The sequence below is a fragment of the Skermanella pratensis genome (assembly GCF_008843145.1).
Classification (GTDB): Bacteria; Pseudomonadota; Alphaproteobacteria; order Azospirillales; family Azospirillaceae; genus Skermanella; species Skermanella pratensis.
Genome location: NZ_CP030265.1, coordinates 1299071 through 1325964, shown reverse-complemented (window position 1 = coordinate 1325964; position 26894 = coordinate 1299071). Strand labels below are relative to the sequence as shown.

General features: G+C 66.7%; 22 protein-coding genes, 1 tRNA gene and 1 CRISPR repeat array (1 of these 24 cut by a window edge). Of the genes, 8 read left to right on the top strand and 15 right to left on the bottom strand.

Annotated features, from left to right (window positions below; all coding sequences use genetic code 11):
- A CRISPR array of direct repeats spans nt 1-9; the repeat unit is 31 nt; it reaches 353 nt to the left of the window's first position.
- A 379-nt stretch (nt 10-388) separates the two neighbouring features.
- Nucleotides 389-1507, top strand: coding sequence for an efflux RND transporter periplasmic adaptor subunit (locus DPR14_RS06060; protein ID WP_158044345.1), 1119 nt, complete (start codon nt 389-391; stop codon nt 1505-1507).
- Nucleotides 1504-4608, top strand: coding sequence for an efflux RND transporter permease subunit (locus DPR14_RS06055; protein ID WP_158044344.1), 3105 nt, complete (start codon nt 1504-1506; stop codon nt 4606-4608). Before DPR14_RS06060 ends, DPR14_RS06055 begins: the two co-directional genes overlap by 4 nt.
- 79 nt (nt 4609-4687) lie before the next feature.
- Here DPR14_RS06055 and DPR14_RS06050 read toward each other — a convergent pair whose 3' ends face one another.
- The 12 genes from DPR14_RS06050 to DPR14_RS05995 form a co-directional block, all read right to left on the bottom strand.
- Nucleotides 4688-5215 carry a hypothetical protein gene (locus DPR14_RS06050; RefSeq protein ID WP_192499308.1) on the bottom strand — a complete coding sequence of 176 codons (528 nt, stop codon included), beginning with the start codon at nt 5213-5215 and terminating at the stop codon, nt 4688-4690.
- A gap of 70 nt (nt 5216-5285) precedes the next feature.
- Nucleotides 5286-6170 (bottom strand): S8 family peptidase, encoded by an 885-nt coding sequence (locus DPR14_RS06045; RefSeq protein ID WP_211103936.1) that lies wholly within the window; start codon nt 6168-6170, stop codon nt 5286-5288.
- A gap of 471 nt (nt 6171-6641) precedes the next feature.
- Nucleotides 6642-7367 (bottom strand): phosphatidylcholine synthase, encoded by a 726-nt coding sequence (gene pcsA, locus DPR14_RS06040; protein WP_158044342.1) that lies wholly within the window; start codon nt 7365-7367, stop codon nt 6642-6644.
- 348 nt (nt 7368-7715) lie between these two features.
- Nucleotides 7716-7946, bottom strand: a complete 231-nt coding sequence (locus DPR14_RS06035) for a hypothetical protein (protein WP_158044341.1) — start codon at nt 7944-7946, stop codon at nt 7716-7718.
- A 43-nt stretch (nt 7947-7989) separates the two neighbouring features.
- Nucleotides 7990-9399 carry a UdgX family uracil-DNA binding protein gene (locus DPR14_RS06030; RefSeq protein ID WP_158044340.1) on the bottom strand — a complete coding sequence of 470 codons (1410 nt, stop codon included), beginning with the start codon at nt 9397-9399 and terminating at the stop codon, nt 7990-7992.
- 7 nt (nt 9400-9406) lie between these two features.
- Nucleotides 9407-10630: a putative DNA modification/repair radical SAM protein gene (locus DPR14_RS06025; RefSeq protein ID WP_158044339.1), complete on the bottom strand. Its 1224-nt coding sequence runs from the start codon at nt 10628-10630 to the stop codon at nt 9407-9409.
- 66 nt (nt 10631-10696) lie between these two features.
- On the bottom strand, nt 10697-11785 hold the full coding sequence (locus DPR14_RS06020) for a mandelate racemase/muconate lactonizing enzyme family protein (RefSeq protein WP_158044338.1): 1089 nt from the start codon (nt 11783-11785) through the stop codon (nt 10697-10699).
- A 6-nt stretch (nt 11786-11791) separates the two neighbouring features.
- Entirely contained in the window at nt 11792-12868 is a 1077-nt protein-coding gene (locus DPR14_RS06015) for an ABC transporter ATP-binding protein (RefSeq protein ID WP_158044337.1), read from the bottom strand.
- Nucleotides 12869-12895: 27 nt separating this feature from the next.
- Nucleotides 12896-13747: a carbohydrate ABC transporter permease gene (locus tag DPR14_RS06010; protein WP_158044336.1), complete on the bottom strand. Its 852-nt coding sequence runs from the start codon at nt 13745-13747 to the stop codon at nt 12896-12898.
- 30 nt (nt 13748-13777) lie between these two features.
- On the bottom strand, nt 13778-14650 hold the full coding sequence (locus DPR14_RS06005; protein ID WP_158044335.1) for a carbohydrate ABC transporter permease: 873 nt from the start codon (nt 14648-14650) through the stop codon (nt 13778-13780).
- Nucleotides 14651-14732: 82 nt separating this feature from the next.
- Nucleotides 14733-16100: an ABC transporter substrate-binding protein gene (locus DPR14_RS06000; protein WP_158044334.1), complete on the bottom strand. Its 1368-nt coding sequence runs from the start codon at nt 16098-16100 to the stop codon at nt 14733-14735.
- 74 nt (nt 16101-16174) lie between these two features.
- Nucleotides 16175-16891, bottom strand: coding sequence for an RraA family protein (locus DPR14_RS05995; protein WP_211103935.1), 717 nt, complete (start codon nt 16889-16891; stop codon nt 16175-16177).
- Nucleotides 16892-17064: 173 nt separating this feature from the next.
- On the opposite strand from DPR14_RS05995, the gene DPR14_RS05990 reads away from it, so the two are divergent.
- The 5 genes from DPR14_RS05990 to DPR14_RS05975 all read left to right on the top strand — a co-directional run bounded on the left by DPR14_RS05990 (nt 17065) and on the right by DPR14_RS05975 (nt 21316).
- Nucleotides 17065-18060, top strand: a complete 996-nt coding sequence (locus DPR14_RS05990) for a 2-hydroxyacid dehydrogenase (protein ID WP_246148901.1) — start codon at nt 17065-17067, stop codon at nt 18058-18060.
- Between the two features lie 82 nt (nt 18061-18142).
- Nucleotides 18143-18319, top strand: a complete 177-nt coding sequence (locus tag DPR14_RS27200) for a hypothetical protein (RefSeq protein ID WP_192499307.1) — start codon at nt 18143-18145, stop codon at nt 18317-18319.
- Nucleotides 18320-18841: 522 nt separating this feature from the next.
- Nucleotides 18842-20158 (top strand): short-chain fatty acid transporter, encoded by a 1317-nt coding sequence (locus DPR14_RS05985; RefSeq protein WP_158044333.1) that lies wholly within the window; start codon nt 18842-18844, stop codon nt 20156-20158.
- Between the two features lie 584 nt (nt 20159-20742).
- Nucleotides 20743-21042 carry a type II toxin-antitoxin system RelB/DinJ family antitoxin gene (locus DPR14_RS05980; RefSeq protein WP_158044332.1) on the top strand — a complete coding sequence of 100 codons (300 nt, stop codon included), beginning with the start codon at nt 20743-20745 and terminating at the stop codon, nt 21040-21042.
- Nucleotides 21029-21316 carry a type II toxin-antitoxin system RelE/ParE family toxin gene (locus DPR14_RS05975; protein ID WP_158044331.1) on the top strand — a complete coding sequence of 96 codons (288 nt, stop codon included), beginning with the start codon at nt 21029-21031 and terminating at the stop codon, nt 21314-21316. The genes DPR14_RS05980 and DPR14_RS05975 overlap by 14 nt, the downstream gene beginning before the upstream one ends.
- 358 nt (nt 21317-21674) lie before the next feature.
- Here DPR14_RS05975 and DPR14_RS05970 read toward each other — a convergent pair.
- The 3 genes from DPR14_RS05970 to DPR14_RS05955 all read right to left on the bottom strand — a co-directional run bounded on the left by DPR14_RS05970 (nt 21675) and on the right by DPR14_RS05955 (nt 24337).
- Nucleotides 21675-21761: transfer RNA gene (locus DPR14_RS05970), tRNA-Leu, on the bottom strand.
- Nucleotides 21762-21842: 81 nt separating this feature from the next.
- On the bottom strand, nt 21843-22637 hold the full coding sequence (locus DPR14_RS05965; protein WP_158044330.1) for a hypothetical protein: 795 nt from the start codon (nt 22635-22637) through the stop codon (nt 21843-21845).
- Between the two features lie 944 nt (nt 22638-23581).
- The gene (locus DPR14_RS05955) at nt 23582-24337 is read right to left on the bottom strand and encodes an SOS response-associated peptidase (RefSeq protein WP_158044329.1); all 756 of its coding nucleotides are present in this window, start codon (nt 24335-24337) and stop codon (nt 23582-23584) included.
- 219 nt (nt 24338-24556) lie between these two features.
- Between DPR14_RS05955 and DPR14_RS05950 the strand changes: the two genes are divergently transcribed.
- Nucleotides 24557-26881 carry a xanthine dehydrogenase family protein molybdopterin-binding subunit gene (locus DPR14_RS05950; RefSeq protein ID WP_158044328.1) on the top strand — a complete coding sequence of 775 codons (2325 nt, stop codon included), beginning with the start codon at nt 24557-24559 and terminating at the stop codon, nt 26879-26881.
- Nucleotides 26882-26894 lie beyond the last annotated feature (13 nt).

Genomic DNA, 26894 nt, shown 5'->3' with positions numbered 1-26894 from the left:
GGAGGCGACCTGTACAGGGCGTTCGACTGGCTCGCGGCCATATCGTTTCAATCCACGCCCCGCACGGGAGGCGACCTAGTCTCTGCTATCTACTTGTAAAATAACCGCGCAGACAGGCTCTTGCGCGAACCTCCCCAACGCGGACGCCGCAGACAGGCGCCCAACCATGCCATCCTGCCCGGATGCGTTGATTATGCAAGAGGAATCGCCCGCACGAACCTCCCGGGGAAAATACGACCGCTTGGGGTTCGCGCGGGCACGCGGAAGGGTTCGCGCAGGCACGCGGAAGGGTGCCCGGTCAGATTCACCCTTGTCCTGAGCCGTTCCGCCGCAAGCTTATAGGAGGTCGATCCACCGCCGGGGAACCATACATGCAAAGAGCCGCTCGATGACCATGGTCCGCCAGATCGTCATCGTCCTGGTCCTGATCGCCATTTCCGCAGGTGCCTGGTGGTACCTGGACACGCCGGGAAGCGGCGCCGCCCAGCAGGCCGAGGGTCCCCGTGCCGTGCCGGTCGAAGTCGCCGAGGCCCGCAGGGGCGAGGTTTCCGAGGTGATCGAGGCGGTCGGGACCACCCGGCCGCGCCAGTCGATCGAGGTGATCGCCGACGACAGCGGCCGGGTCGACGAGATCCTGTTCGAGACCGGGCAGCGCGTCGAACAGGGCCAGCCCCTGGTCCGGCTCGACCGCGGCATCCAGGAGGCGAACCTCGCGGAGGCCGAGGCCGTCCTGACCGATGCCCGGGCGCAGCTGGACCGCGCCCGGCAGCTCATCTCCAACAACGCCGTCTCGGAGGCGCGGGTGGACGAGTTGCGGGCGGCCTTCCTCACGGCCGAGGCGCGCGTCGCGGCGGAGCGCCAGCGGTTGCGCGACCGTACCGTCAACGCGCCCTTCGCCGGCATCGTCGGACTGCGGGAGGTCGACATGGGTGCCCGCGTCACCGACAGCACGGTGCTGACCCGGCTGGACGACCTGTCCGTCATCGAGCTTGAATTCGCCGTGCCGGAGCGTTTCTTCGGCGCGATCCGCCACGGCCAGCCGGTAAGCGCCACCAGCACGGCGTTCCCGGACACGGACTTCACCGGTACCGTCGCCGCCATCGATACGAGGATCGACGCGGTATCCCGGTCGTTCCGGGTCCGTGCCGAGTTTCCCAACCCCGAGGGACGCATGCCCGGCGGCCTGTTCATGCTGGCCCGGGTTACCCTGTCCACCCGCCCCGACGCCATCCTGATCCCGGAGGAGGCCGTGGTGGCCGAAGGGCGCTCCAACTTCGTCTACCGCATCATCGGAACGCCGGCAGAGCCCCGGGCGGAGCGGGTCGAGATACGGCTGGGCCAGCGCCGGGTCGGCGAGGTCGAGGTGATCGAGGGCATCGGGATCGGCGACCGCGTCGTCACCGCGGGCCTCCAGCGGCTGCGCCCCGGCTCGGCCGTCCGGCTGCCTGCCGTGCCGGCCCCCTCTTCCGAGGGCGACGCCGACAAGGTGGCGGAGCGTGCGGGATGATCTCCGACCTCTGCATCAAGCGTCCGGTCCTCGCGATCGTGCTCAGCGCGCTGATCGTGGTCATCGGCATCGCCGCCCTGCTGCGGCTGCCGGTGCGCGAACTGCCCGACGTCGACACCGCGGTCGTGACGATCACGACGACATATCCGGGCGCGGCCCCTGAGATCATCGACACCGAGATCATCGAGGTGATCGAAGGCGGCATCAGCAGCGTCGACGGCATCCGCAGCATCAGCTCGTCGAGCCGGCTGGGGCGCGGCCGCATCGTGGTCGAGTTCATCACCTCCCGCGACATCGACCAGGCGGCCAACGACGTGCGCGACGCGGTCGGCCGCGTTTCCATCGACTTGCCCGACGAGGCGGACCCGCCGGAAATCGTCAAGACCGACAGCGATGCCCAGCCGATCATGCGCATCGCCATCACCAGCGACCGCATGACGCCGGCCGACATCAACGACTATGCCAGCCGTTTCATCGTGGACCGGCTGTCGGTGCTGAACGGCGTCGCGCAGGTCGAGATCTTCGGCGAGCGACGCTACGCGATCCGCATCTGGCTGAACCGCGAGGCGCTGGCCGCCCGCAACCTGACGGTCGCCGACGTGGAGTCGGCCCTGCGGCGGAACAATGTGGAATTGCCGGCGGGAGAGCTGGAATCGGTCTCCCGCCAGTTCACCATCCGGACCGACACCCGGCTGCGCACGGTGGACGAGTTCCGCGACATCGTCGTGGCGCAGGTCGGCAATTTCCCCGTCCGGCTGGGCGACCTGGCTCAGGTGGAGCTGGGCGTCGAGGACGACAATTCCATCGTCCGTTCCAACGGCCAAGCCGCCGTAGGGCTGGGCGTGCTGCGGCAGTCCCAGGCCAACACGATCGAGGTCAGCAACCAGGTCCGCGCCGAGCTGGAGGCGCTGCGCCCCACCCTGCCCGAAGGCATGTCGGTGATGGTCAGCTCCGACGACGCCATCTTCATCTCCCAGTCGATCGAGGAGGTGGTGATAGCGCTCGGCCTGTCGGTGCTGCTGGTGATCACGGTGATCTTCCTGTTTCTTCATTCCGTCCGCGCAACGATCGTGCCGGCCGTCACCATCCCGGTCGCCGTGATCGGCACGCTGGCCTTCATCTATGCCTTCGGCTTCTCGATCAACGTCCTGACCCTGCTGGCGCTCCTGCTCGCGATCGGCCTGGTGGTGGACGATGCGATCGTCGTGCTGGAGAACATCCAGCGGCGGGTCGAAGGGGGCGAGCATCCGCTGGCGGCAGCCTTCCTCGGCACCCGGCAGGTCACCTTCGCGGTGATCGCGACCTCGCTGACCCTGGTCGCCGTCTTCCTGCCCATCTCGACGCTGGAGGGACAGGTCGGCCGCCTGTTCGCCGAATTCGGCATCGTCATGGCCGCGGCGGTCGCGATCTCGACCTTCGTGGCGCTGTCCCTGTGCGCCATGCTGTGCTCCAAGCTGCTGCGCGGCGAGGAGAAGCCCGGGCGGATCGGCCGCGGGCTGGAGCGCGCCTTCAACGCCATGGCGGAAGGCTACAGGCGCCTGCTCGGGCGCGCGCTCGGCATGCCCGTGCTGGTGCTCGCGGTGGCGGGCGCGATCTCGGCCGGGACGGTCCTGCTCTACGACATCCTCCCGCGCGAGCTGACCCCGACGGAGGACCGCGGCGTCTTCTTCATTCCGGTGACCGCTCCCGAAGGGGCCACGGCCGGCTACACCGATTCCAATGTCCGCCGGATCGAGGAAATCCTGTCCCCCTTGCGGGAAACGGGAGAAGCCGACCGCATCTTCGCCATCGTGGGATTCCGCAACCAGCCGGGCCGGGGTTTCGTGGTGGTGGGCCTGGCCGACTGGGCCGAGCGGGAGCGGAGCCAGCGCGAGATCGTGAACTCGATCATTCCCGGAGTCAGCGGCATACCCGGTGTCCGCGCCTTCCCGGTCAACCCCGCCGGGCTGGGCCAGCGCGGCAGCAGCGCGCCGCTCCAGGTGGTGATCGGCGGCCAGGACTACGACACGATCCAGGAATGGTCGGACCGCATCATCGCCCGCGCCCTGGAAAATCCCGGCCTTCAGAACGTCGAGACCGATTTCGAGGCGACGCGGCCCCAGTTCAACGTGCTGATCGACCGCCGCAAGGCCGACGACCTGGAGATCGGGATCGAGCAGATCGGCAGCACGCTCCAGACCATGCTGGCGTCCCGCGAGGTCACCGACTACATCAACCGCGGCCGGGTCTATCCCGTGATCATCCAGGCGCGCGACAGCGACCGCCAGACGCCGGCCGACCTGAAGAACATCTTCGTCCGGGCCGGCGACGACGGATCGCTGGTCCCGCTCAATGCGCTGATCACCCTGGAGGAGCTGGCGGCGGCGCCGGAGCTGAAGCGGTTCGACCGGCTGCCGTCGATCACCGTCTCGGCATCGCTGGCCGACGGGTACGACCTGGGCTCCGCCATCGACTTCATGAACGAGATCGCGGCGGAGGAGCTGCCGCCCGAGGGCCGGCTCAGCTATACCGGGCAGAGCCAGCAGTTCCTGGAGACATCCGGCGGCATCGCCATCACCTTCGGGATCGCGCTGCTGATCGTCTTCCTGGTGCTGGCCGCCCAGTTCGAAAGCTTCATCCACCCGCTGATCATCATGCTGACGGTGCCGCTCGGACTCGCCGGCGCGCTCGGTGCGCTGGCCGTGGGAGGGTTGTCGCTGAACATCTACAGCCAGGTCGGGATGGTTCTGCTGATCGGCCTGATGGCGAAGAACGGCATCCTGATCGTCGAGTTCGCCAACCAGCTCCGTGCCGGGGGGATGGATGTCCGGCAGGCGATCACCGAAGGATCGGCGCTCCGCTTCCGGCCGATCCTGATGACGGTGCTGTCCACCGTGCTGGGGGCGGTTCCCCTGCTGCTCGCCACCGGGGCCGGCGCCGAGAGCCGGGTGGCGATCGGCGCCGTGATCATCGGCGGGCTGACCGTTGCCTCGCTGCTGACCCTGTTCGTCACGCCGGTGCTCTACGACCTGCTCGCCCGCTTCACCCGCCCCGCCAATTCCGTCGCGGAGGAACTGCGCCGGCAACTCCGGGGATTACGCAACCGACAGCCGGCGGAGTGACAACCCGCATAAACCGTATGCCATCGGCGTTCGCCCGAAGGGCGAACGCCGATGGCATACGGGAGCGCCGAGTCCACCCTTAAAAACCGTAAAGCTCCGCCAGCAGCTTCCGCATGTTGTCCTGGATCGCGCGCTCGGTCGCGACGCGCGTCCGCTCGGTCGGGCTGAAATAGTCCGACGAGGACGCGGTCCCGGTCGAGACGATCGGCCGGGAGAAGACGACGGCGCCGGTCGCCGTGTCGGTGACCAGATAGCGGATCTCCACCTCGGCCGTCACGTTGAGCCCCATCAGGATCTCCTGGAGGCCCCGGGTCGTGCGGAGCAGTTCCGCATCGACCCGGTAGCGCGGCTGGCTCGCCGCCAGGGCGCCGCGCACGGCGAGGGAATTGATCAGGGCTTCCCGCAGGTCCAAATCGGCGACCTGGACTTGGTTCAGGACGTTCCAGGAGCTTCCCCTGCCCACGCTGCCGACCTCGACCGCGAGCGGGCGGCCGGTCTGTCCGGCGATCCGCTCGGTGTCGGGAACGATCATGTTGGACATGCGGACGGGCGCTTGGCAGCCCGCCAGCAGGGCGACCAGCAGCAGGCCGGGAACGACGCGTTTCAAGGAGACCTCATGGGACGGCAATCTCCTGGACAACACGTCGCCCGGCCCGGTGGTTCACCCCGGCACCGCCCTACGGCGCGGTGACGATCCCCAGCCCGCGGTCCGCCGGGTCCGCATCCGACAGGAAGACATCGGTCCGCGCCTGCCCCAGGACCTTCGCGGCGACCGCCGACGCGGCGATCCGGGCCGGCGCGCCGCCCATGGCCTCCCACCAGAGCGCCGCGACGCCGGCGACATGGGGGGTCGCCATGCTGGTGCCGTTCAGGGCGACCAGACCGCCGCCGGCCCTGGCCGACAGCACGTTGACGCCGGGGGCGCTGACCTGCGGGAAGGTGTTGGAGAAGGGCGCGACGCCCAGGGTGGTCCCCGTCTGCCCCCCTGTCTGGCCCAGCGCGCCGACCGAGATGATGCCCTGGGCCGCCGCCGGGATCGACACGGCCACCTCGAAGTCCTTGTTCCGGTCGCGCCGGCTCTCGTTGCCCGCCGCGGCCACCAGGACAGTCCCGATCGAGAAGGCGGCCCGCGCCTCGACCATTTCCATCAGGGCGTCGAACATGCGGAGATTGCCGCGATAGCCTTCCAGCGCCACGGAGGTCGCCAGCTCCGGCGGCCAGTCGTCCGCCACCAGCCGGGCGACCAGCCCGGGGAAATCGAACCCCAGCGACATCGAGATCACCTGGGCGCCTTCCTGGACCGCCCACTGGATGCCCCGGAAGATCATGTCGCTGCTGCCGCTGCCGTCGTCCCCGAGCACCTTGCCGATCAGGGCCCGGCCGACGCCGCGGGCGACGCCGATCCGCGTGCCGTCGACATCGCGCCCGAAGATCGTGCCGGCGCAGTGGGTGCCGTGCCCCTGCCTGTCGCCGTTGCCCGACCCGGAGAAGTCCTCCTGGACCAGTTCCACGCCCTGGAAGGCGGCGTGGCCGGCATCGATGCCGGTGTCCAGCACCGCCACCGTGACCCCGGCCCCGTGAAGTCCGAGACGTCCGCCCGGACGGCGCCGATCCCCCAGGCCTGGGTGGCGGCCTCCGCCTCGGGAACCTCGAACGGCCGGATCAGCGTGATGGGCATGACCGGAGCGATGCCGCGGACTCCTGGATCGCGGGCCACCTCCCGAACCTGGCGCGAGGTCAGCCGCGCCACGTCGATCATCGGTTCGGGCGGAATCATGACGGCTTCCGGACGGACGCTCCGGGCCCGGCGTTCGAACGGCTCCGCGGTTGCCAGCGGAGATAGATTTCGCAGGATGGCATAGTTACGCATCGGGATGCTTCCTCCTACCAGGACTCTACCAACCGGCATCCAGATTCCCACGACTCCGGGGCGGGTTGTCCATTGGTCAAACGGACTTGGCAAAAAGAGAGACCCGCGGCGAACCGCGGGCCCCAATATTCGGCATTCGATGTTTCGGGCCTGCGCCGGCCGGTCAGGCGCCGCGCGCGTATCCCAGCACGGTCCGCCAGGCGCAGATGCCGGTGAACCAGGCGGAGGCGACGATCCACGGAACCATCAGCACCATCGGGTCGTCCGGCTGGCCCAGGACGAGCAGCAGGCTGCTGATCATCCAGACCGCAGTCATCGCGATGTTGACCGGCATCAGGTGCGGCACCCGGAAAGGATGGACGAACTTGGCCGTGGTGAAGGTCATCAGGGCGAAGAAGGTGATCAGGGCGAAGGTGACCGCCGGGTCCAGGTCCAGGATGAAGAGGTACAAGGCGACCACGTTCCAGACCGCCGGAAACCCGACGAAATAATTGTCGTTGCTCTTCATGTTGACGTTGCAGAAGCAATAGAGCGCCGACAGCAGGATGAACGCGACCGCGACCAGTTCGAGCGGTCCCGGGAGCGGAATGAACTTGTAAATGAATATCGCGGGGATGAACACGTACGTCAGATAGTCGATCACCAGGTCGAGGGTCGCGCCGTCGAAGTTCGGCAGGACCCGCTTGACCGAGAACTTGCGGGCCAGCGTCCCGTCCACCCCATCGACCAGGAGTGCCGCGCCGAGCCAGAGCAGGCAGCCCTTGGCGTTGTTGTCAACCAGCGCCAGCAGGGCCATCAGCCCGAGCACCACCCCGCTCGCCGTGACGGCGTGGACCACCCAGGCGGCGGCCTTCTGAACGTGGGAATAAGGCTCGGTCACTTCGGTCATCCTGGAAGTCATTTCCACCTGCAAATCTCCGCACCGGCCTCATGGCAAGCGCTTCCTACTTCTTCAGCCTGGTTCGTCGAGGCCGCATCGGGTTCCTGGGCCGGGTTCGTGGGCGCATGGCCTTTCAGGGACAGCGACAAGTTCCTTCTGGAACATACGGCGGCGACCGAATGTTCAATCGCCATCCCGTAAACCGAATTCGCCATAGTAACGTCACGGGGCGACCGAGTGAAGGGATGATACCGGTTGCTGCCCTTCTGCCCGGACGAATTGTTCCGGCGGCGCGGCGGATGGCGTACGCCTAGCCGCCCGGACGGCGAAACTCCATTGCCGGAATGGGGGGAGAGGTCACTTCTTTCCGAACAGGCGCCTCAGCAGTCCGGACTGCTCCTGGCGTTCCGCGTCCTTGACCTCGAGCCACTCGTCGACCAGTTCCGCGGCCTGCCAGTTGCCGAAATAGCGTACGCAGTCCACCCCCGACATCAGCCGGACCTTCTGCTCGCCCAGCCGCTCCAGGCGGTCGCGCAGGCGGCGGCGATCGTCCTCGGTCAGTACGGCATGGCCAAATCGTGGTTGCATCGTCACTCCCCATCGATAACCGGAGAATGCCACCGGCCGGTGTTCACGGCGCCATCGCAAAGGAGGTAGCAAGCCTCAGATCGGCGACGAAACGGTCATACTCCGCCGCCTTGGCGGCGGCATCGGGAAGCCGGAGCAGGTAGGAGGGATGCACGGTCAGCAGCATCGACCGCCCCTCCTCCAGCCGGAGGACGGCGCCGCGCTCGCGCTGGACCGCGACCTCCCGGCGCAGCAGCGCCCGGCCGGCCGTGGCGCCCAGGGCCACGATCAGCCGCGGGCGGACCGCGGCGACCTCCTCCGCCAGCCACCAGCGGCAATGCTCGACCTCGCCGGCATCGGGCTTCTGGTGGATGCGGCGCTTGCCGCGCGGCGTGAACTTGAAATGCTTGACCGCGTTGGTGACGTAGCACTGCGACCGCACGATGCCGGCCTCGCCCAGCGCCCGGTCCAGCAGCCGGCCGGCCGGTCCGACGAACGCCCGCCCGGCCAGGTCCTCCTGGTCGCCTGGCTGCTCGCCCACCAGCATCAGCCGCGCTCCCATCGGCCCCTCGCCCGGAACCGCCTGTGTCGCGTCGCGCCACAGCGTACAGCGCCGGCAGGCCTGGAGGCCGCCCTCGGGCGCCGGCGCCCGAACGGACGGAACGGCCCCGGCCCAGCGCCCGGACTTCGGTGCCGGCAGCGTCACGCCGCTCTCGACCATGGCGGCGGCCCGGCGGCCGGCGTCGCGGATCAGCGGGGCGATCAGCCGCGCCTCGGGCAGGTTGCGCCAGTATTTCCGCGGCATCTCCGACTGCATGGCCGCGACCTTGAGCCGGGCCGGGTTGAAGATGCTGGCGTAGTAGCTGCGCCAGTAATCCTCCAGCGAGTCCTCGTCGGGCACCTCCGCCCGGCTGGCGCCGGGGGTGAAGTGGAGCGTCCCGCCGTCCCAGTGGACGCTGCGGTCCGGCGTCAGGATCGACCAGTCCATGTTGGCGAACCGGCGGGCGAAGAACGGCGCCGCCCGCTCCACGATGAAGTGGTCCGGTTCGAACCAGGCCAGATAGTGCCCTTCCCGCTCGCGGAAGCGGACGAAGGCGTGCATCTTGTGGATGTCGCGGCGCACCGCCCGCGCCATGGTCTCCGCCCGGTGGACCTCCCGGTCCGACACGATCTCCAGCAGCTTCGGCTCCCCATGGGTTAGCCGCCAGAGCAGGCCGTAGAGCAGCGCGAAGCGCGCCGGGTCGCGGTGGCAGACGACGGTCTCCGCCAGCTCCAGGAAATCCTTCGGCACGGTGAACGCGCGGTTCCGGTCCGCTTCCGGAACGACCGGCGCGGCCGCATCGCCGAACAGCCCCGCCTGCGCGCCCACCCGCCAGTCCACCGCCTCCGGCCGGGCATCGGCCAGCACCATCCGCCGCGCCGCCGCGCGCCAGCCCTCGAAATCGACGGGATGGGCCAGATCGACAGCGTGCATGGCGGCCTCAGGCGAACAGCGGCAGCGCCAGCTGCGCCGGCCGGGGCGCCAGCCGCTGACGCAGGTCCAGCCGGTCCAGCGTCGAGCGTCCGACCTGCGGGTCTGCCGTGGTGACGAAGGGCGCCACCTTGGCAAGCTGGACCCGAAGCCGCCCCAGGTCCTCCAGACGTACGGCCTTGTGCCGCCGGATCGACAGCAGGCGGTCCACCGTACGTACGCCCATTCCGGGCACCCGCAGCAGGCTTTCCCGGTCCGCCTTGTTGACGTCCACCGGGAACCGGTGGCGATTGACCAGCGCCCAGGCCAGCTTCGGGTCGATCTCCAGGTCTAGCAGCCCGCCGTCCGGCACGATCTCGCCCGCGTCGAAGCCGTAGAACCGCATCAGCCAGTCGGCCTGATACAGCCGGTGCTCCCTCACCAGCGGCGGTGCCCCCGGCGGCAGGCTGGAGCTGCCGTCCGGGATCGGGCTGAAGGCGGAATAATAGACCCGGCGCAGCCGGTACCCGGTATAGAGCCGGTCGCTGGTCGCCAGGATGCCCCAGTCGTCCGTCCCGTCGGCCCCGACGATCATCTGGGTGCTCTGGCCGCCGGGCGCGAAGCGCGGCTCGCGCGGGCTGGACTTCGCCTCCTCGATCCGAAGCCGCAGCCGCCCCATGGAACGCCTGATCGCGCCCGCGTCCTTCTCCGGCGCCAGCCGGTCCAGCGACGGCTCCGACGGCAGCTCGATGTTGATGCTGAGCCGGTCGGCGTACAGCCCCGCCTCGGCCAGAAGCTCGGGCGAGGCGTCGGGGATCGTCTTCAGGTGGATATAGCCGCGGAAGCCGTGGTCCTCCCGAAGCATCTTCGCCACCCGGACAAGCTGCTCCATGGTGTAGTCGGGGCTCTGGATGATGCCGGAGCTGAGGAAAAGCCCCTCGATGTAGTTGCGCCGGTAGAAGCCCAGGGTCAGCCTGACGACCTCCTCCGGCGTGAAGCGGGCGCGGCGGACATTGCTGGACCGACGGTTGACGCAATAAAGGCAGTCATAGACGCAGAAGTTGGTCAGAAGGATCTTCAGCAGCGAGATGCAGCGCCCGTCCGGCGCATAGGCGTGGCAGATACCCATGCCCTCGGTCGAGCCGATCCCGTCCTTGGTCCCGGCGGAAGTCTTGCGGTCCGACCCGCTCGACGCGCAGGACGCGTCATACTTGGCCGCATCCGCCAGGATCTCCAGCTTCTCTCGCAGTTCCATCGTCCCGCCCGCACTTGTTCACATAATGTTCTAGTGCGAACGGGTCTCCGGTCAAGGGGCGGCGGTTTACCCCCGGATCTTCTCCAACCCCTTCCAATCGAACTCCATCCCGTGCCCCGGCCGCTCCGGCGCGATCGCGACGCCGTTTTCGATCCGCAGCGGCTCCGCGATGTAGCGGTCCAGCCCGAAGCCGTGGGCCTCCAGGAAGGAACGGTTCGGGCAGGCGGCCAGCAGGTGGACGGTCACGTCATGGGCGCCGTGGCTGGTCACCGGCAGGTTGAAGGCTTCCGCCAGGTGCGCGATCTTCATGAAGGGCGTGATGCCGCCGCAATTGGTGACGTCGGGCTCCGGATAGGTCACGCCGCCCCCCGCGATATACAGCTTGAACTCCCAAAGCGTCCGCAGGTTCTCGCCGGCCGCGATCGGCAGCCCGCCCTCGCGGACGATGCGGGCGTGGCCGGCCGGGTCGTCCGGGATGGTCGGCTCCTCCAGCCAGGTCAGGTCGAACGGCTGGAGCGCCCGGGCGGCGCGGATCGCCTCGTCCACGCCCCACTTCATGTTGGCGTCCACCATCAGCGGGAAGCCCTGCCCCAGGTGCGCGCGCATCGCCGCGACCCGCTCGACGTCCTCGAACAGGTTCCGGCGCCCCACCTTCATCTTGATCGCCCGGAACCCCTTGGCGAGGTTGTCGTCGGTCTGGCGGAGCAGCGCGTCCAGCGGAAGCTCCAGGTCGATGCCCCCGGCATAGCACGGCACCCTGGGATCGTAGCCGCCCAGCAGCCGCCACAGCGGCAGCCCGGCCCGCCGGGCCTTCAGGTCCCACAGGGCCATGTCGAAGGCCGACAGCGCCAGCACCGTCGGGCCGCCGCGCCCGCCATAGTGGAGCGCCCACCAAGCCTTCTGCCACAGCCACTCGATCGCGTCGGCCTCCTCCCCCTGCATCAGCTCGGGGATCTCGCGCGTCAGCACGGAATCGACGGCGCCGCCGTTCCGCCCCACGGTGAAGGTGTAGCCGACCCCCTCCGCCCCGTCGGCATCGCGCAGCCGGACGGTGTTCAGCTCGAAAGCCTTCATCTCGCCATGGGTGCTGTCGGTCAGCACCACCGGCAGCGGGATGCGGTAGAATCCTGGTTCGATGGAGCTAAGTTTCGCCATTGGTCCTCAACCCTGCGCCGCCAGCCGGCGGCCCGTTTCGGTATCGAAAAGATGCACGTGCGCGATGTCGGGCTGGATGCGCAGCGTCTCGCCGGGAGCCGGCAGGATGCGGCTGCGGAACAGGCAGTCCAGCTCCGTCTGCCCGCCCTTGACCACGATCAGGGTCTCCGACCCGGTCGGCTCGACCACCACCACCTCCACCGGCACGCCGGTGTCGCTCAGCGTGATGTGCTCCGGCCGCAGCCCGTAGGTGACCGGCCGGCCGGCCGAGCCGGCCCACCCCGCCGGCAGCGGCAGCCGCAACCCGCCCTGGCTGACGAATGCCCCGCCTTCGGCCCCACCCTCGATCCGCCCCTCGATCAGGTTCATGGCCGGCGACCCGATGAAACCGGCGACGAAGAGGTTGTCCGGGCTGTCATAAAGGTCCAGCGGCGCCCCGACCTGCTCCACGATGCCGTCGCGCATCACGACGATCTTGTCGGCCATGGTCATGGCCTCGATCTGGTCGTGGGTGACATAGACCGTGGTGGTCCGAAGCCGCTGGTGCAGCTCCTTGATCTCGGCGCGCATGGCGACCCGCAGCTTCGCGTCCAGGTTGGACAGCGGCTCGTCGAACAGGAACACCTTGGGGTCCCGCACGATCGCCCGCCCCATGGCGACCCGCTGGCGCTGGCCGCCGGACAGCTCCTTGGGATAGCGGGCCAGCAGCTTGGTCAGGCCCAGGATCTCGGCGGCCCGGTTGACCCGGACCTCGATCTCCGACTTCTTCGCCCGCCGAAGCCGCATGGAGAAGGCCATGTTCTCGGCCACCGTCATGTGCGGATAAAGCGCGTAGTTCTGGAACACCATGGCGATGTCCCGCTCCTTGGGCGGCACGTCGTTGACCACGCGCGGGCCGATGCGGATCTCGCCGCCGGTGATGCTCTCCAGCCCGGCCAGCATGCGCAGCAGCGTCGATTTCCCGCAGCCCGAGGGTCCCACCAGGATGACGAACTCGCCGTCCCGGATATCGACCGACACGCCATGGAGCACCTGCGACGTGCCATAGGACTTGCGGACGTCCCTGATCTCAACCGAGGCCATGATTGCTTCCCCAAATATCGGTCACGCTCAGCTCTTGACGGCGCCCGCGGTCAGGCCGGAGACCATGTAGCGCTTGAAGGCGTAGTAGATCGCCGCCGGCGGCAGCGCATAGATCAGCCCGGTCGTCATCAGCAGCTCCCACGGCGAGTCGTCCGCCGCCAGGAAATTGCCGAGCGCCACCGGCAGGGTGATCTCGGTGTCGCGGGACAGCAGCAGGAAGGCGTAGAGATACTCGTTCCAGGCCAGCAGCAGCGCATAGGTCCCGACCGCCACCAGCGACGGCTTCATCAGCGGCAGGTAGACCATCCAGAACAGCTGCAGCGGCGACGCGCCGTCCACCACCGCCGCCTCGTCCAGTTCGTAGGGCAGCTTGTCCGACGCCTGCTTCAGCACCCAGATCGCATAGGGCGACGCCACCGTGACCATCGCCAGGATCAGCGCCCACTTGCTGTTGAGCAGCCCGTACATGCCCATGGTCCGGTACATCGGCACCGCCAGGAAGGCGGCCGGGATGAAATAGGTGAACAGCGCCAGGTTCATCACCGTGCGCCCGCCCTCCACCTTCAGCCTGCTGATCGCGAAGGCGGCGAATGTCGCCACCAGCAGGGTCAGCACCCCGGTCGCTATCGCGACGATCAGCGAGTTGGCAAGCTGTTCCCAGAAATGGATCAGGAAATAGTGGTCCTGGTTCAGCACGATCTGGAAGTTCCGGAGCGTCGGTTCCTCCGGCCAGATATTGCCGGAGAAGGCGGCGTCCCGGGGCGAGATCGCGAACAGGAACAGGTGGTAGATCGGCAGCATCGTCCAGATCAGGACCGGAATGCCAATGAGCAGAAGCTTCGCCTCGCCCGCGACCCCCGCCAGGGAAAATCTCTTCATCTGGCCAGCCTCTTCATTTTGGCAACCTCTTCATTTTGAAAGCCGCCGCATCATGAAATAGACCAGCGGAAGCACCAGCGGCAGTGCCGTGACGATCGCCGCCATGGACAGGTTCACCTGGTCGAGCCGCAGGTACCGGATGCCGAGCGTCGCCAGCACGTGGGTCAGGTCGGCCGGCCCGCCGCCGGTCAGCAGGTAGACGCTGTTGAAGTCGCCCAGCGTCCAGATCATCGACAGCACCGTGCAGGTCACGTACAGCGTCTTCATCGACGGCCAGGTGACGAACCGGAACTGCTGGACCGGGCTCGCGCCGTCCACCGAGGCCGCCTCGTACAGGTCCTTGGAGATCGCGAGCCGGCCGGACAGCAGGATCAGGGTCCAGAAGGGCAGGCTCTTCCAGATATGGACCAGGATGGAAAAGGTCAGGCCCAGGGTCGGGTCGTTCAGCCAGTTCGGCCCGTCCTCGGCCGTGAACCGGAAGATCAGCTGGTTGATGACGCCCCATTCCGGGTTGAGCATGAAGCGCACGGACAGGATCGTCGGGATCGACGGCACCGCCCAGGGCAGGATGAAGATCAGCGACAGCCAGCGGATCCAGATCCGGTCGTGCAGGAAGAAGCCCGACAGCAGCAGCGCCACCATCATCTTCAGGTTCACGCCGATCAGCAGGAAGGCCAGCGTGTTGAAGATCGAGCGGACGAAGATCGGGTCTTCGAACAGCTGGACGTAGCTCTGCGGGTCCCGCGCCAGCCAGAACCCGTAGCACACGGGATAGACCACGAAGAACAGGAAGACCAGGACATAGGGCACCAGCAGGATGGTGCCCCAGACCCGCGTGGGCGACCAGCCCCGCCGCTTCGGCCGAGCCCCGGCGTCCGATTCGGAAACCGCTATCGTGTTCATCGCGTCCGCCGTTGTGGTGGATGGAAAGCGGGCACCGCGGAAGGGCGGCGTCCCGCCGCCCTTCCGCCTCGTCGTGCCGGAGTCAGCCCGCGACCGCCTTGATGCGGGCGATCATCTCGTCCACGGCCTTGTCCACCGGCACCTTCTCGTTGATGACCCGGTTGGCCGCCTTGGCCCACACGTTCTCATTGTTCAGGGTCGTGAACTTGTAGTTCTTGGTGAACTCGAAAGTCACGGTGCCGTCCTTGAACTGGTCGTAGACCGACTGGCGGTGCGGATCGGCCTTCCAGAACGGACGCTCCTGCCCTTCCTTGGTGACCGGGAACCAGCGGCCCAGCGAACCCTCGACATAGGGGGTCAGGTTGTCCTCCTCGAGCAGGAACTTCACGAATTCCTTGCCGCGCTCCTTGTTGCGGGCCTCGGAGAAGATCACGCCGGTCTTGACCGCCGCGCGGTAGACCATCTTGCTGCCGTCGGGCTTCTGGGGGAAACCTGCCGTGCGGATCAGTTCGTAATAGTTCTTCTTGGCCTGGTCCCGCTGTTCCTGGGTCAGGGTCGCGTTGTTCATGTCGTCGAGCCACTTGGCCGCGATCGAGATGGTCGCGTTGTGGGTCAGGGCCGTGGTCTTGTTGTGGAAGGCGACGTTGTTGTCCGGGTCCTTCCAGCTCGTGGCCGACGGCGGCGCGCAGCCCTTGGCATAGGGCTCGGTATAGTCGGTCAGCGCGCCGACCAGTCCTTCCTTGACCTTGGGATCGTCGACCAGCAGCTTGCCGTCGTCATCGACCATCTTGACGTTGTAGGCGTCGGCGAAGGTCAGGAACGAATAGAAGGAGTCGCTGCTGTCCACGCCCAGCGGCTGGCCGATGCCGTAGGCCCGCTGGCCCGATGCCTTGCGATAAGCGGGCTGCACCTCGCTGCACCAGAAGGCCCAGTACTCCTTCCAGGTCTTGGGAATGTCCGACTCCTGGAAGCCGGCCTGGGTCAGCATGTCGAGCCAGTACTCGATATGCATGGTCTGCTGCTTGATCGGAAAGGCGTAATAGGCGCGCTTGCCCGTGCTCTCGTTCAGCAGGTACGCCGTCTCCACGGTGTTCGGCGCGAAGCGGTCCTTCATCGGCTCCAGGACGTCGGTGATGTCCTCCAGCCTGCCCTCGAAGGCCCACTTGCCGGTGACCTGGAAATCATAGACGTCGGCATAGGCGACATCCGGCGGCGTGCCGGAATCCAGCGCCGCGACCGTCTTCGGGATCATGTCCTGCACGGGGTACTGGGACAGCTCGACCTTGACCCCGGTCTTCTGCTCGTACTTCTTGATCGCCTCGAACAGCGCGTCGTCCTCGGATTTGTAGAAACCCTTGACCCAGAAGACGTTCAGCTTTTCCTGGGCCATCGCCTGGCCCGCCGTCGCGGCCATGCAGACGGCCAGAACCGCACCCAACAGTGACTTCATCGCTTCTTCTCCCCGTTCTCGTTTTTTGATTGTTCCATCCGGCAACACCGGGACCGACGCGCTCCCCGACTCCGCTACATGATGCCGGTCCTCCCGAAGATGTCCTCGGTGCGCTCGCCCCGCTCGATCATCTGCCGGACGCTCTCCTCGCCCTCGACCTTCTCCAGCGCAAGCGCGACGATGTCGGCGGCATGGTCGCCCGGGATGACCAGCACGCCGTCGATGTCGCCGACGATCACGTCGCCGGGATCGATCCTGACGCCGCTGCCGAACTCGATCGGGCAGCGGAAGTCGATGACCCGCCCGCGCATCCGCTGGTCCTGGGCATAGGAGCCGTGGGAATACACCGGGAATCCCAGCTTCCTGATCCCCAGCGTGTCGCGGTGGAAGCCGTCGACCACCGCCCCCGCCGCCCCCAGCGTGCGGGCGCGCGTGCTCATCAGCTCGCCCCACAGCGCGTAGCGCGGCGATCCGCCGGTGCAGACATAGACCTCGTCCCGCTTCAGCTCGTCGAGCGCGCGGAGCATCAACCCGAACGGAAAAGGATTGCCTCCCCCCTCCCCGACCCCGTGACCAGCCCCCCGCCACTCCACGTCGCCGCAGCAGTCGGCCTCCAGCACGGGCATGGCGCGGCCGGCCATCACCCTGTCGGGAACGGTATCGGAATCGATCGGGCGGATCGCCGGCGGCAGGAACTGGCGGGTCAGCCCGCGCGTATCCATGACGTCGCCCAGCACGGCCGTGAAAAGCCGCGTGCGTATGGTATCGAGAATGTCCGTGCCAGTCGCCACGGGCTCATCTCCCCCTGATTGCGCCTCTCTGGTCCTGGAGGCTTTCCAGAACTGTAACGCGGCTTTATGCCACAACAAAGCCTGTTTTCTTTGGAACGAAACTTGCCTGGAGTTGACAGACGCGCCATGGTGTGTAGCCGCCGGACACAAGGCGGAGGGAAGAGACAACAAAGGTGCTGATACAAGCCATGGCCCGCCCGGAAATCCTTCAGATCGCCCCGATGATGCCCGTGGTCGCCGACCAGATCGACCGGCTGTTCACCGTTCACCGGCTGTGGGAGGTCGCCGACCGGGACGCATTCCTGGCCGAGCACGGCCCCCGGATCCGCGGTATCGCCGCCGGCGGGCACGCCCCGTTGAACGAAGCGCTGATGGGCAAGCTCCCCGCGCTGGAGATCGTCTCCGCCTTCGGCGTCGGCTACGACCAGATCGACGCCAAGTGGGCCGGCGGCCACGGCATCGTCGTGACCAACACGCCCGACGTGCTGACCGACGAGGTCGCGGATCTCACCATCGGCCTGCTGATCTCGACGGTCCGCCGCATCCCGGAGGCCGAACGCCACCTGCGCGACGGCAAGTGGCCCTCGGGAGCCTTCCCGCTCACCGCGTCGCTGCGCGGCCGCACGGTCGGCATCCTCGGCCTGGGCCGAATCGGCAAGGCCATCGCCAAGCGGCTCGAAGCCTTCGGCCTACCGATCTCCTACCATGGCCGCAGGCGGCAGGAAGGCGTCGACTACGCCTATGTCGCCGACGCGGTCGATCTGGCCCGCCAGGTGGACGTGCTGATCTCGGTCATTCCCGGCGGCGCCTCGACCGAGCGGATGGTCGGCCGCGAGATCTTCGAAGCCCTCGGCCCCGACGGCATCTTCGTCAATGTCGGCCGCGGCACCGTGGTGAACGAGGCCGACCTGATCGAGGCGCTCCGCTCCAAGGCGATCCTGGCCGCCGGCCTGGATGTCTATGCCGACGAACCCAACGTCCCGGCCGAGCTGATCGCGATGGAGAACACCGTGCTGCTGCCCCACGTGGCCTCCGGAACGGTCCACACCCGCAACGCCATGGGCCAGCTCGTGGTGGACAACCTGGTCTCCTGGTTCGACGGCCGCGGCGCGCTGACCCCCGTGGCCGAGACGCGCGAAGTAGCCGCGAAGAAGTCCGGCAAAGCCTGAAGCGGTACCGCCGCGGGATCGCCCGCCGCTCGGGGAATGAAACACCGGCTTGTCTGTTAAATGCTCAGAAGGAGATCAAATCATGAGCAAGAAGCAGCTTATCGGTGTTGTATTCGCCCTGCTGGCGCTGGGAGCGTGCTCGACGGAACAGATGGTCGGCACCGGCGTCGGCGCGGCCGGCGGCTATGCGGTGGACGGCAAGCGCGGAGCCGTGATCGGCGGAGCCGGCGGCGGCCTGCTCGGGACGATCCTGGACTGACGGCCATCGCCGCGCTGGCCATGCCTAGAGACTGAAAAACTTCCTTTTCATCATGGCCGGACTTGATCCACGGCTGTCCGGCACGGTACTTGCCGCCTCAACCAGTGGACGCTTTTCTGGTGGGGCGCTCCTCCCTTCATCGTCATGACCGGGCTTGACCCGGTCATCGCTTGCGGACTCCATCAGCGCCGCCGTGCGGTGAGATACCCGGATCAAGTCCGGGTATGACGAAAAGGGGGCGTTTCTGCCCATAGTTCAGCCTTCTGAGCGTTAGGCAACAACCGTGCCGGACAGCCGTGGACTTGATCCGGCCATCCGCGCGCGAATTTGATCATATCAACTCGCGCGCGGATGCGCGGGGTCAAACCCGCGCATGACGAGGGGGACCCCGCTCCCGATTCGCGACAGCCCCCGGCATTCGTCCATAATTCCTGAACTTCCGGCTCCCCAGCGGGTTGATTGCCCGCAAACACCCGGCCCGGCTCCGCACGCCGGCACGGAATCAACAAGGGGGAGACGTCAATGCTGGGCGCAGCAACGAACTGGTCCACGAACTTGGTCGAGCGCTACCTGCCCGACCCCTACGTTCTCGTGCTGCTGCTGACCTTGCTCGTCTATGCCGCCGGCATCCTGTTCGAAGGCGCCTCGCCGCTCGCCATGGCCCGCTACTGGGGCGGCGGGTTCTGGCAGCTGCTGGAATTCAGCATGCAGATGGTGCTGGTCCTGGTGACCGGCTTCGTGCTGGCCAGCACGCCCTTCTTCCGGCGCATACTTTCCAACATGGCCCGGCTGGCGAAGACGCCGGGACAGGCGATCGTCATGGTCACCCTGGTCTCGCTGGTGGCGAGCTGGATCAACTGGGGTTTCGGCCTCGTTATCGGCGCCCTGTTCGCTCGCCAGCTCGCCCGCGCCGTCCCGAAGGTGGACTACCGCCTGCTGATCGCCAGCGCCTATTCCGGGTTCGTGATCTGGCACGGCGGCCTGTCGGGCTCGGTCCCCCTGACCATCGCGACTCCCGGCCATTTCTCCGAGAACCTGATCGGCATCGTGCCGACCAGCCAGACGCTGTTCAGCAGCTACAACCTGATCATCGTCGTGGCGCTGTTCATCCTGATCCCGCTGACCAACCGCCTGATGCTGGGCCACGGCGGCGACCCCGTCTACGTGGACCCGGACAAGCTGGTGGACACCGACCCGGAGAACGCCGGCCGGATCGACCGCCCGGCCGACTGGCTGGAGCAGAGCCGCGTGATCTCCTGGATTGTCGGCGGCCTCGGCCTGCTGTTCATCGCGCTCTATGTGATCGACAAGGGCTTGGCGCTGAACCTGAACATCGTCAACTTCATCTTCCTGTTCCTCGGCATCCTGCTTCACGGCACGCCCTACCGCTTCCTCCACAGCCTCCAGGAGGCCGTGAAAGGTGCCGCCGGCATCGTCATCCAGTTCCCGTTCTACGCCGGCATCATGGGGATGATGGTGGAATCCGGCCTGGCCCGGAGCCTGTCCGAATGGTTCGTCTCCTTCTCCACCGCCGACACCCTGTCCCTCTTCACCTTCTGGAGCGCCGGCCTGCTGAACGTCCTGATCCCCTCGGGCGGCGGCCAGTGGGCGGTGCAGTCGCAGGTGATGCTCCCGGCCGCCATGGAGCTGAACGCCGACCTCTCCAAGGTAGCCATGGCCGTCGCCTGGGGCGACGCCTGGACCAACCTGATCCAACCCTTCTGGGCTTTGCCGGCCCTGGCGATCGCCGGGCTGAAGGCGAAGGACGTGATGGGGTTCTGCCTGATCGTGCTGGTCGTGTCGGGTGTGGTGATCTCGCTGGGCCTGCTGTGGGGGTGAGGCCCCTTTCTCGGCGATCGGCGATGCGGAGCGGAAGCCAACTGAGCCAACCTGCCCATGGGCCGAATTGCCCGGCAAGTCCACGGCTGTCTGGCCTGGAGCTGTGCCCGATCAGGTCGATCCGCCCGGAGCAGCCGAACCGTTGCGTTGGGCCCATGGCCCAACGCAACGCGGCAAGTGGAACGGCAGGCCGCGTGGACCGGACCGGTTCAACCTGATCGGACACCGCCCTAGCGATTGATCTTCACCGGTGAATACAAGCCTCTCTTCTCATCATGACCGGGTTTGGCCCATCGCTGCCAGATACGGTAGTTACTTCATATTCAAAAGTACCAGGTGTCAGCAGCAACACTCCCCATTCGTCATGACCGGACTTGATCCGGTCATCTCCCTGCGGGCTTCATCAAGCCTCCGCTGATTGAAATCCGAAGGGCAAGGCCGGTCAGGGTGAATAGAGTATCCATGTCCAAGTGAACACACCGCCGGACCACGCAATGGCCGTGGATCAAGCCCTGGAACAACACGCCCTTGACTGTATCTCAATTGAGATACATGATGGGAGTATCGAATAAGGAGAACCGGAGATGGCTGCCCAGACATCGATGCTGCACATCCGCGTGGACGACAAGCTCAAGGCTGACGCAACGGAAAAGCTCGCCAATGTCGGCCTCACCGTCTCGGACGCCGTGCGCATCCTGCTCACGCGCATCTCCAAGGAAGGCGCTCTGCCGGCCGGATTGACGACAACGCCCGAAGCGTATGACGCATGGTTTCGGGCCAAGGTTCACGAGGCGCTGGCCGACACGAGCCCGGCGGCACCTCATCAGCATGTCATGGACGAAGCTCAAGCCTTGATCGACAGGAAACGCCGTGGTGGTGCTTGAGTGGCGGAAGACGGCTCTCGCCGATCTCCTGGCAATCATCGATTACATATCAGATGACAATCTGGACGCCGCTCAGCGTCTGAAGAACGATATTGAGGCGAAGACTGCAAAGCTGCCTGAACATCCGAAGCTCTACCGGACCGGCCGAATCGCCGGCACACGTGAAATGGTGGTTCGAACAAATTACGTGGTTGTCTATACCGAAGACACTCGCGCGGTGACGATCCTTCGCGTGCTTCACGCCGCCCAACAATGGCCGCCAGTGCAGGAGTAGAAAACCTTGTAGGATAGGCCATGTACAGGGCGATTGATGTCCAGCTCCCTACTGATAACGGAGCAAAGAAATTTTTAACGTTTGGGTCATTTTGAAAAAAGCGGTTAGATTCGTCGGGCACGATTCAGGGATTACTTCTCTCTCGGAAAGATAACGCACTAAGCTGAATCGTGAATAAGATGTATCTTCGTCAAGACAGCGCCGCGATCCGACATGGCCGACCGCCGGACAACATACCCCGGAACTTACCTGGACTCACGCCTGAGTACGGATCTCCTGCTACCCGGGCAAGACTGCAATACAGCCGTTGAGTAAAGCCCGCAACAGGCTCTCATACGCTCTAAGTTTTTGGTTTGACTGGTGCCCCCGGCCAGACTCGAACTGGCACGCCATCACTGGCAACGGATTTTGAGTCCGCCGCGTCTACCGATTCCGCCACAGGGGCTCCCTGGGGAAAGTGCCGGGATCATACTCGCCGGCACCTCCGGGTCAATCAAATTCACCGCCCCGCATCACGGCCCCGTCTTCACCGCGCCGGCCGCCCGCAATATTCGGCGGTCGTGTACCGCCCGGTGATCGTATAGGGCGTTCCCGGCTTCAGGATGAACTCGCTGGCGCCCTTGGGCTTGTTCGGGTTCGCCTTGTCGTCGGCGGGCGCCCAGTCATAGGTGTATCCCAGCCGCGTCCACGGAAAGCCGGAGGCGTTGTAGGACTTTGCATAGTTGCCGGTGAACCAGGTCCGATAATCATCAACGTCGCTTGCCGTATCGACCTCGCAGCGGCTGTCGTCCACTTCGCGGTCGGGACAGGGGCGCAGCATGTCCTTGGGCGACACCCACATCTCCACGAAGCGGGCGTTCTGCCCGGTCGGTGGCAACCCGAAAAGCTGGAGAAGGCGGCTGGTGATCGCGACCGTGTCGCGGGTGCCCAGCGAGCGGCAGAAGTCCCGCACCTGCGGAACGGCCGTCACCCACATCACCGTGCCCCAGTTCGGCGGGGCCGACTTGTCCGCCGGCAGCTCCTCCGGCTGGGAATAGAAACGCTGGAACGCGCTTTCCGACATCCAGGACACAACCTTGACCCGGGAATCGGCGGCCTCGGTCTCCCAGCGCAGGGCCGAGTTATCGCGACGGATGGGCACCAGGCGATCATCGATCTTGGCCGGGGTCGGAACGGCCGCGTCGGAGATCGCCTCGATATAGCGCTTCAGCGGGTCCGCCCCGTCGGAGGATGCCGCGACGGCGACACCCGACCCGCCGCCGGCCGAGGCAACCATGAACATCCCCGCCAGCGCGGCGACCAGATCCCTGCCCTTGTCCAAGTCCGTGCCCCCGATTGCCTGTGGATCGGCCGGCACGGAATCGGGCCGGCGCCTCGGTGCCCGCACTACCTTGCGGACATCCTGGCGCCTTCTTTATCGTCTATTTGTATAAAATTTGTTGAAACGCTCGCGCGAAAGTTTCTTTCGCGCTGCCAGGAAGGTATTCCTTCACCAATTCGCGCTAGACTCGCCGCCGCATCCCGGTGCCGGATCTTTGCAGCGTGAATATCAGGACCCCGACACCCGCTTGCTTCCGCGCGCGTATGAATACATTTGCTGACACGATCCGGGGGGATGATATCAGCAATCGCCGTCGCGAAGGTTCGCACGTGGATGTGCGGGTCAAGCCCGCGGCTGTCCGGCACGGTTGTCGCTTACCGCTCAAAAGGCTGAGCTATGGGCAGAAGCGCCCCCTTTTCGTCCTACCCGGACTTGATCCGGGTATCTCCCTGCAGGGCGGCGCTGATGAAGCCTGCAAGCGATGACCGGGTCAAGCCCGGTCATGACGATGAAGAGAGGAACGCTCTACCAGAACAGCATCCTCTGATTGAGTCGGCAATCGGCGTGCCGGGCAGCCGCGAGTCAAATCCGCGCATGACGGGAAGGAGCACTACAGGACCCACGACACCACCCCGCCCCCTGCGCACGGATGATCACGTTTGCTGACATGTTCCGGGGGAGTGTGATGTCAGCATCCTGCGCCGTGATGGTTCGCACGTGGATACGCGGGTCAAGCCCGCGCATGATGAAAGGGAGATGAAAGAGACGAATGGAAGGAACGCCGCCGTCCGATCATGACAAAAGCTCACATATCGCCCCTCATCTGAGTCCATCGCCGTAATCTGCGGCCCCCTCGGCACCTTCGGAACAGGAGCGCCCGCCGCCCGCCCCCATGATCACGTTTGATGACATCCGCGGCCACACCCCGGAGGCATCAGCCCCCGTCACAGCAGCTTCGGCTGCCTCGGCTCCGGCGCCTGCTCCGCCGTCCCCGCCATCACCCCGGCCCCCTCGACCGGCTCGACGCAGGACGGGTCGTCGTTCCGCACGCTGTTCACACGCGTGCTGACCGGATAGGCCTCCAGCCAATCCTCCGGGCAGGGCCGAAGCAGCGCCCCGGCGGCCTCCCCGGATGTCTCCGGGTCCAGCCACGCGGCATAGTCGTCCTCGGCCAGGATCACCGGCATCCGCTCGTGCAGCGGCTTCAGCACGCCGTTGGCCGTGGTCGTCACGATGGTGACCGTCTCCAGCGGGTGGTCCAGCGCCGGGCCGCCCTTCGGTCCCTTCCAGGTCTCCCACAATCCGGCGAAGGCGAAGGGTTGCCGGTCGCGGCGGCGGATGCGGAAGGGCTGCTTCTTCTCCCCCTTGGGCACATGCTGCTGCCATTCATAGAACCCGTCGGCCGGGACCAGGCAGCGGCGGCGGGCGAAGGCGCTGCGGAAGGACGGCTTCTCAGCGACCGATTCGGACCGCGCGTTGATCATCCGGCTGCCGATCGACGGGTCGTCGGCCCAGTGGGGCACCAGCCCCCAGCGCACCAGGGACAGCGCGCGCCGCTTCCCGTCGTCCAGCCAGCGCACCACCGCGACGTCCTGGGTCGGCGCGATGTTGAAGCGGGCCGGCAGGTTCGGCAGGTCGGGAAAGCCGAACATCCGGCTCATTTCGGCGACCGGAGTCGCGAGGGTATAGCGTCCGCACATGGCTTTCCGGTGCTTTCCAAGCTCGGCTGATCGGTGAAACATCCTGCAACATAAGGACCCCGCGCCGCCCGCCAAGCATCTTTTCGGGACATGTCAGGTAAGACCACTTCCGGGGTTTGTCATCCGGCTGGACACGCATAAACTCTCTGGCTTACGGAGACAACGGCACAACCAGGCAGCACAATCTGCCGGCGCATTCCTTCAGGGGGTTCAGATCACATGGCCAAGTTTGGAATCGGACAAGCGGTGCCGCGCACCGAGGACGCCCGCCTGCTGACCGGGCGCGGGCGCTATACCGACGACATTTCCCTGCCGGGGCAGACCTACGGGTACGTCCTGCGCTCGCCCCACGCCCATGCGGAGATCGTCTCCATCGACCTGGAAGACGCCCGCAACGCCCCCGGCGTGCTCGGCATCTACACGGTGGACGACCTGGAGGCGGCCAACATCGCCCCCCTGCCCTGCAACGTCCCGCTGGTCCAGCGCAACGGCCAGCCGCTGGTGATGCCGCCGCGCCCGGCCCTCGCCAAGGGCCGCGTCCGCCACGTGGGCGACCCCGTCGTCTTCATCGTCGCGGAGACGCTGGACGCGGCGCGCGACGCCTCCGAGCTGGTCATGATCGACTATTCGGAGCTGCCGGCCATCGCCGACACCGTGGGCGCCCTGGCGTCCAACGCCCCCCAGGTGTGGGAGCAGGCGCCCGGCAACCTCAGCTTCGAGTGGGAGAAAGGCGACCACGCCGCGACCGAGGCCGGATTCGCCAAGGCCGCCAAGGTGGTCAGCATCGACCTGGTGAACAACCGGATCGTGCCGAACTCCATGGAGGGTCGGGCCTGCCTCGCCTCGATCGACGACACCGACCGCTACGTCCTCTACGTCTCCAGCCAGGGCGTCCACGGGCTGCGCACCCAGCTCGCGACCCAGATCTTCAACGAGCCGGAAGAGAAGTTCCACGTGCTGACCACCGACGTGGGCGGCGGCTTCGGCATGAAGATCTTCATGTATCCCGAATATGTCCTGTCGCTGTTCGCCGCGCGCAAGCTGAACCGTCCGGTCAAGTGGACCTCCGACCGGGGCGAGGCGTTCCTCAGCGACGACCACGGGCGCGACAACGTCTCCCACGCCGACCTGGCGCTGGACGCCGACGGCAGGTTCCTGGCGCTGCGGGTCTCCACGGTCGCCAACCTGGGCGCCTACCTCTCGAACTTCGGCCCCTACATCCCGACCGACGCGGGCACGGCGATGCTGGCCGGGGTCTACACCACCCCGGCGATCCACGTGCTGGTCAAGGGCGTCTTCACCAACACCAACCCGGTGGACGCCTACCGCGGCGCCGGCCGGCCGGAAGCGGCCTACCTGCTGGAGCGGCTGGTGGACGCGGCGGCGCGCGAGCTGGGGATGCATCCGGGCGAGCTGCGCCGGCGCAACTTCATCCCGCCGGAGGCGATGCCCTTCAACACCGCGCTGGACCTCACCTACGACACCGGCGAGTTCGCCCGCAACATGGACGACGCGCTGGAGCTGTCTGGCTGGAACAGCTTCGAGCAGCGCCGGGCGGAGGCGCGGTCGCGCGGCAGGCTGCGCGGCATCGGCCTCGCGACATATATCGAGGCGTGCTCGGGCGGCGGACCGGAGCAGGCGACGATCCAGATAGCCGGCACCGGCAAGGTGACGGTGCTGATCGGCTCCCAGTCCAACGGCCAGGGGCACGAGACGGCCTATACCCAGATCGTCTCCGACCGGCTGGGCATCCCGGCGGAGGACATCGAGATCGTCCAGGGCGACAGCGCGCGGATCAGCTTCGGCTCCGGCACGGGCGGCTCCCGCTCCATCCCGGTCGGCGGCGCCGCCCTGTCCGACACGGCGGAACGGGTGATCGAGAAGGCCCGGGCCAAGGCGGCCGAGCTGCTGGAGGCGGCGGCCGTGGATATCGGGTTCGAGGACGGGACCTTCACCATCGTCGGCACCGACCGCAAGGTGACGATCCAGGATGTCGCCAAGGCCAGCGCCCCGTCCGACGGCGGCTTCGCCTTCGACGAGGAGGCCCGTTGGACCCCACCGGCCGCGACCTTCCCCAACGGCTGCCACATCTGCGAGCTGGAGATCGACGAGGACACCGGCGGGATCGAGTTCGTCCGCTACACCGTGGTCGATGATTTCGGCAAGGTGCTCAACCCGATGATGCTGGCAGGCCAGGTCCATGGCGGCGTCGGCCAGGGCATCGGGCAGGCCGTGTATGAGGAATGCGTCTACGACCCCGATTCGGGCCAGCTGCTGACCGGCTCCTTCATGGACTATTGCATGCCCCGGGCGAACAACATCCCGTTCGTCCAGTTCAAGCTGAACGAGGTGCCCAGCACGACCAACGCGCTCGGCATGAAGGGCGCCGGGGAGGCCGGGGCGATCGGGGCGCCGCCCGCGGTGATCAACGCCGTGGTCGACGCGCTGTCGGTCTACGGGGTGCGGCATGTGGACATGCCTGCAACACCGCAGAAGATTTGGCGCCTGATCCAGGAGCATCGCCCCGCGATCGCCGCCGAATAACGTCGGCAGGGGT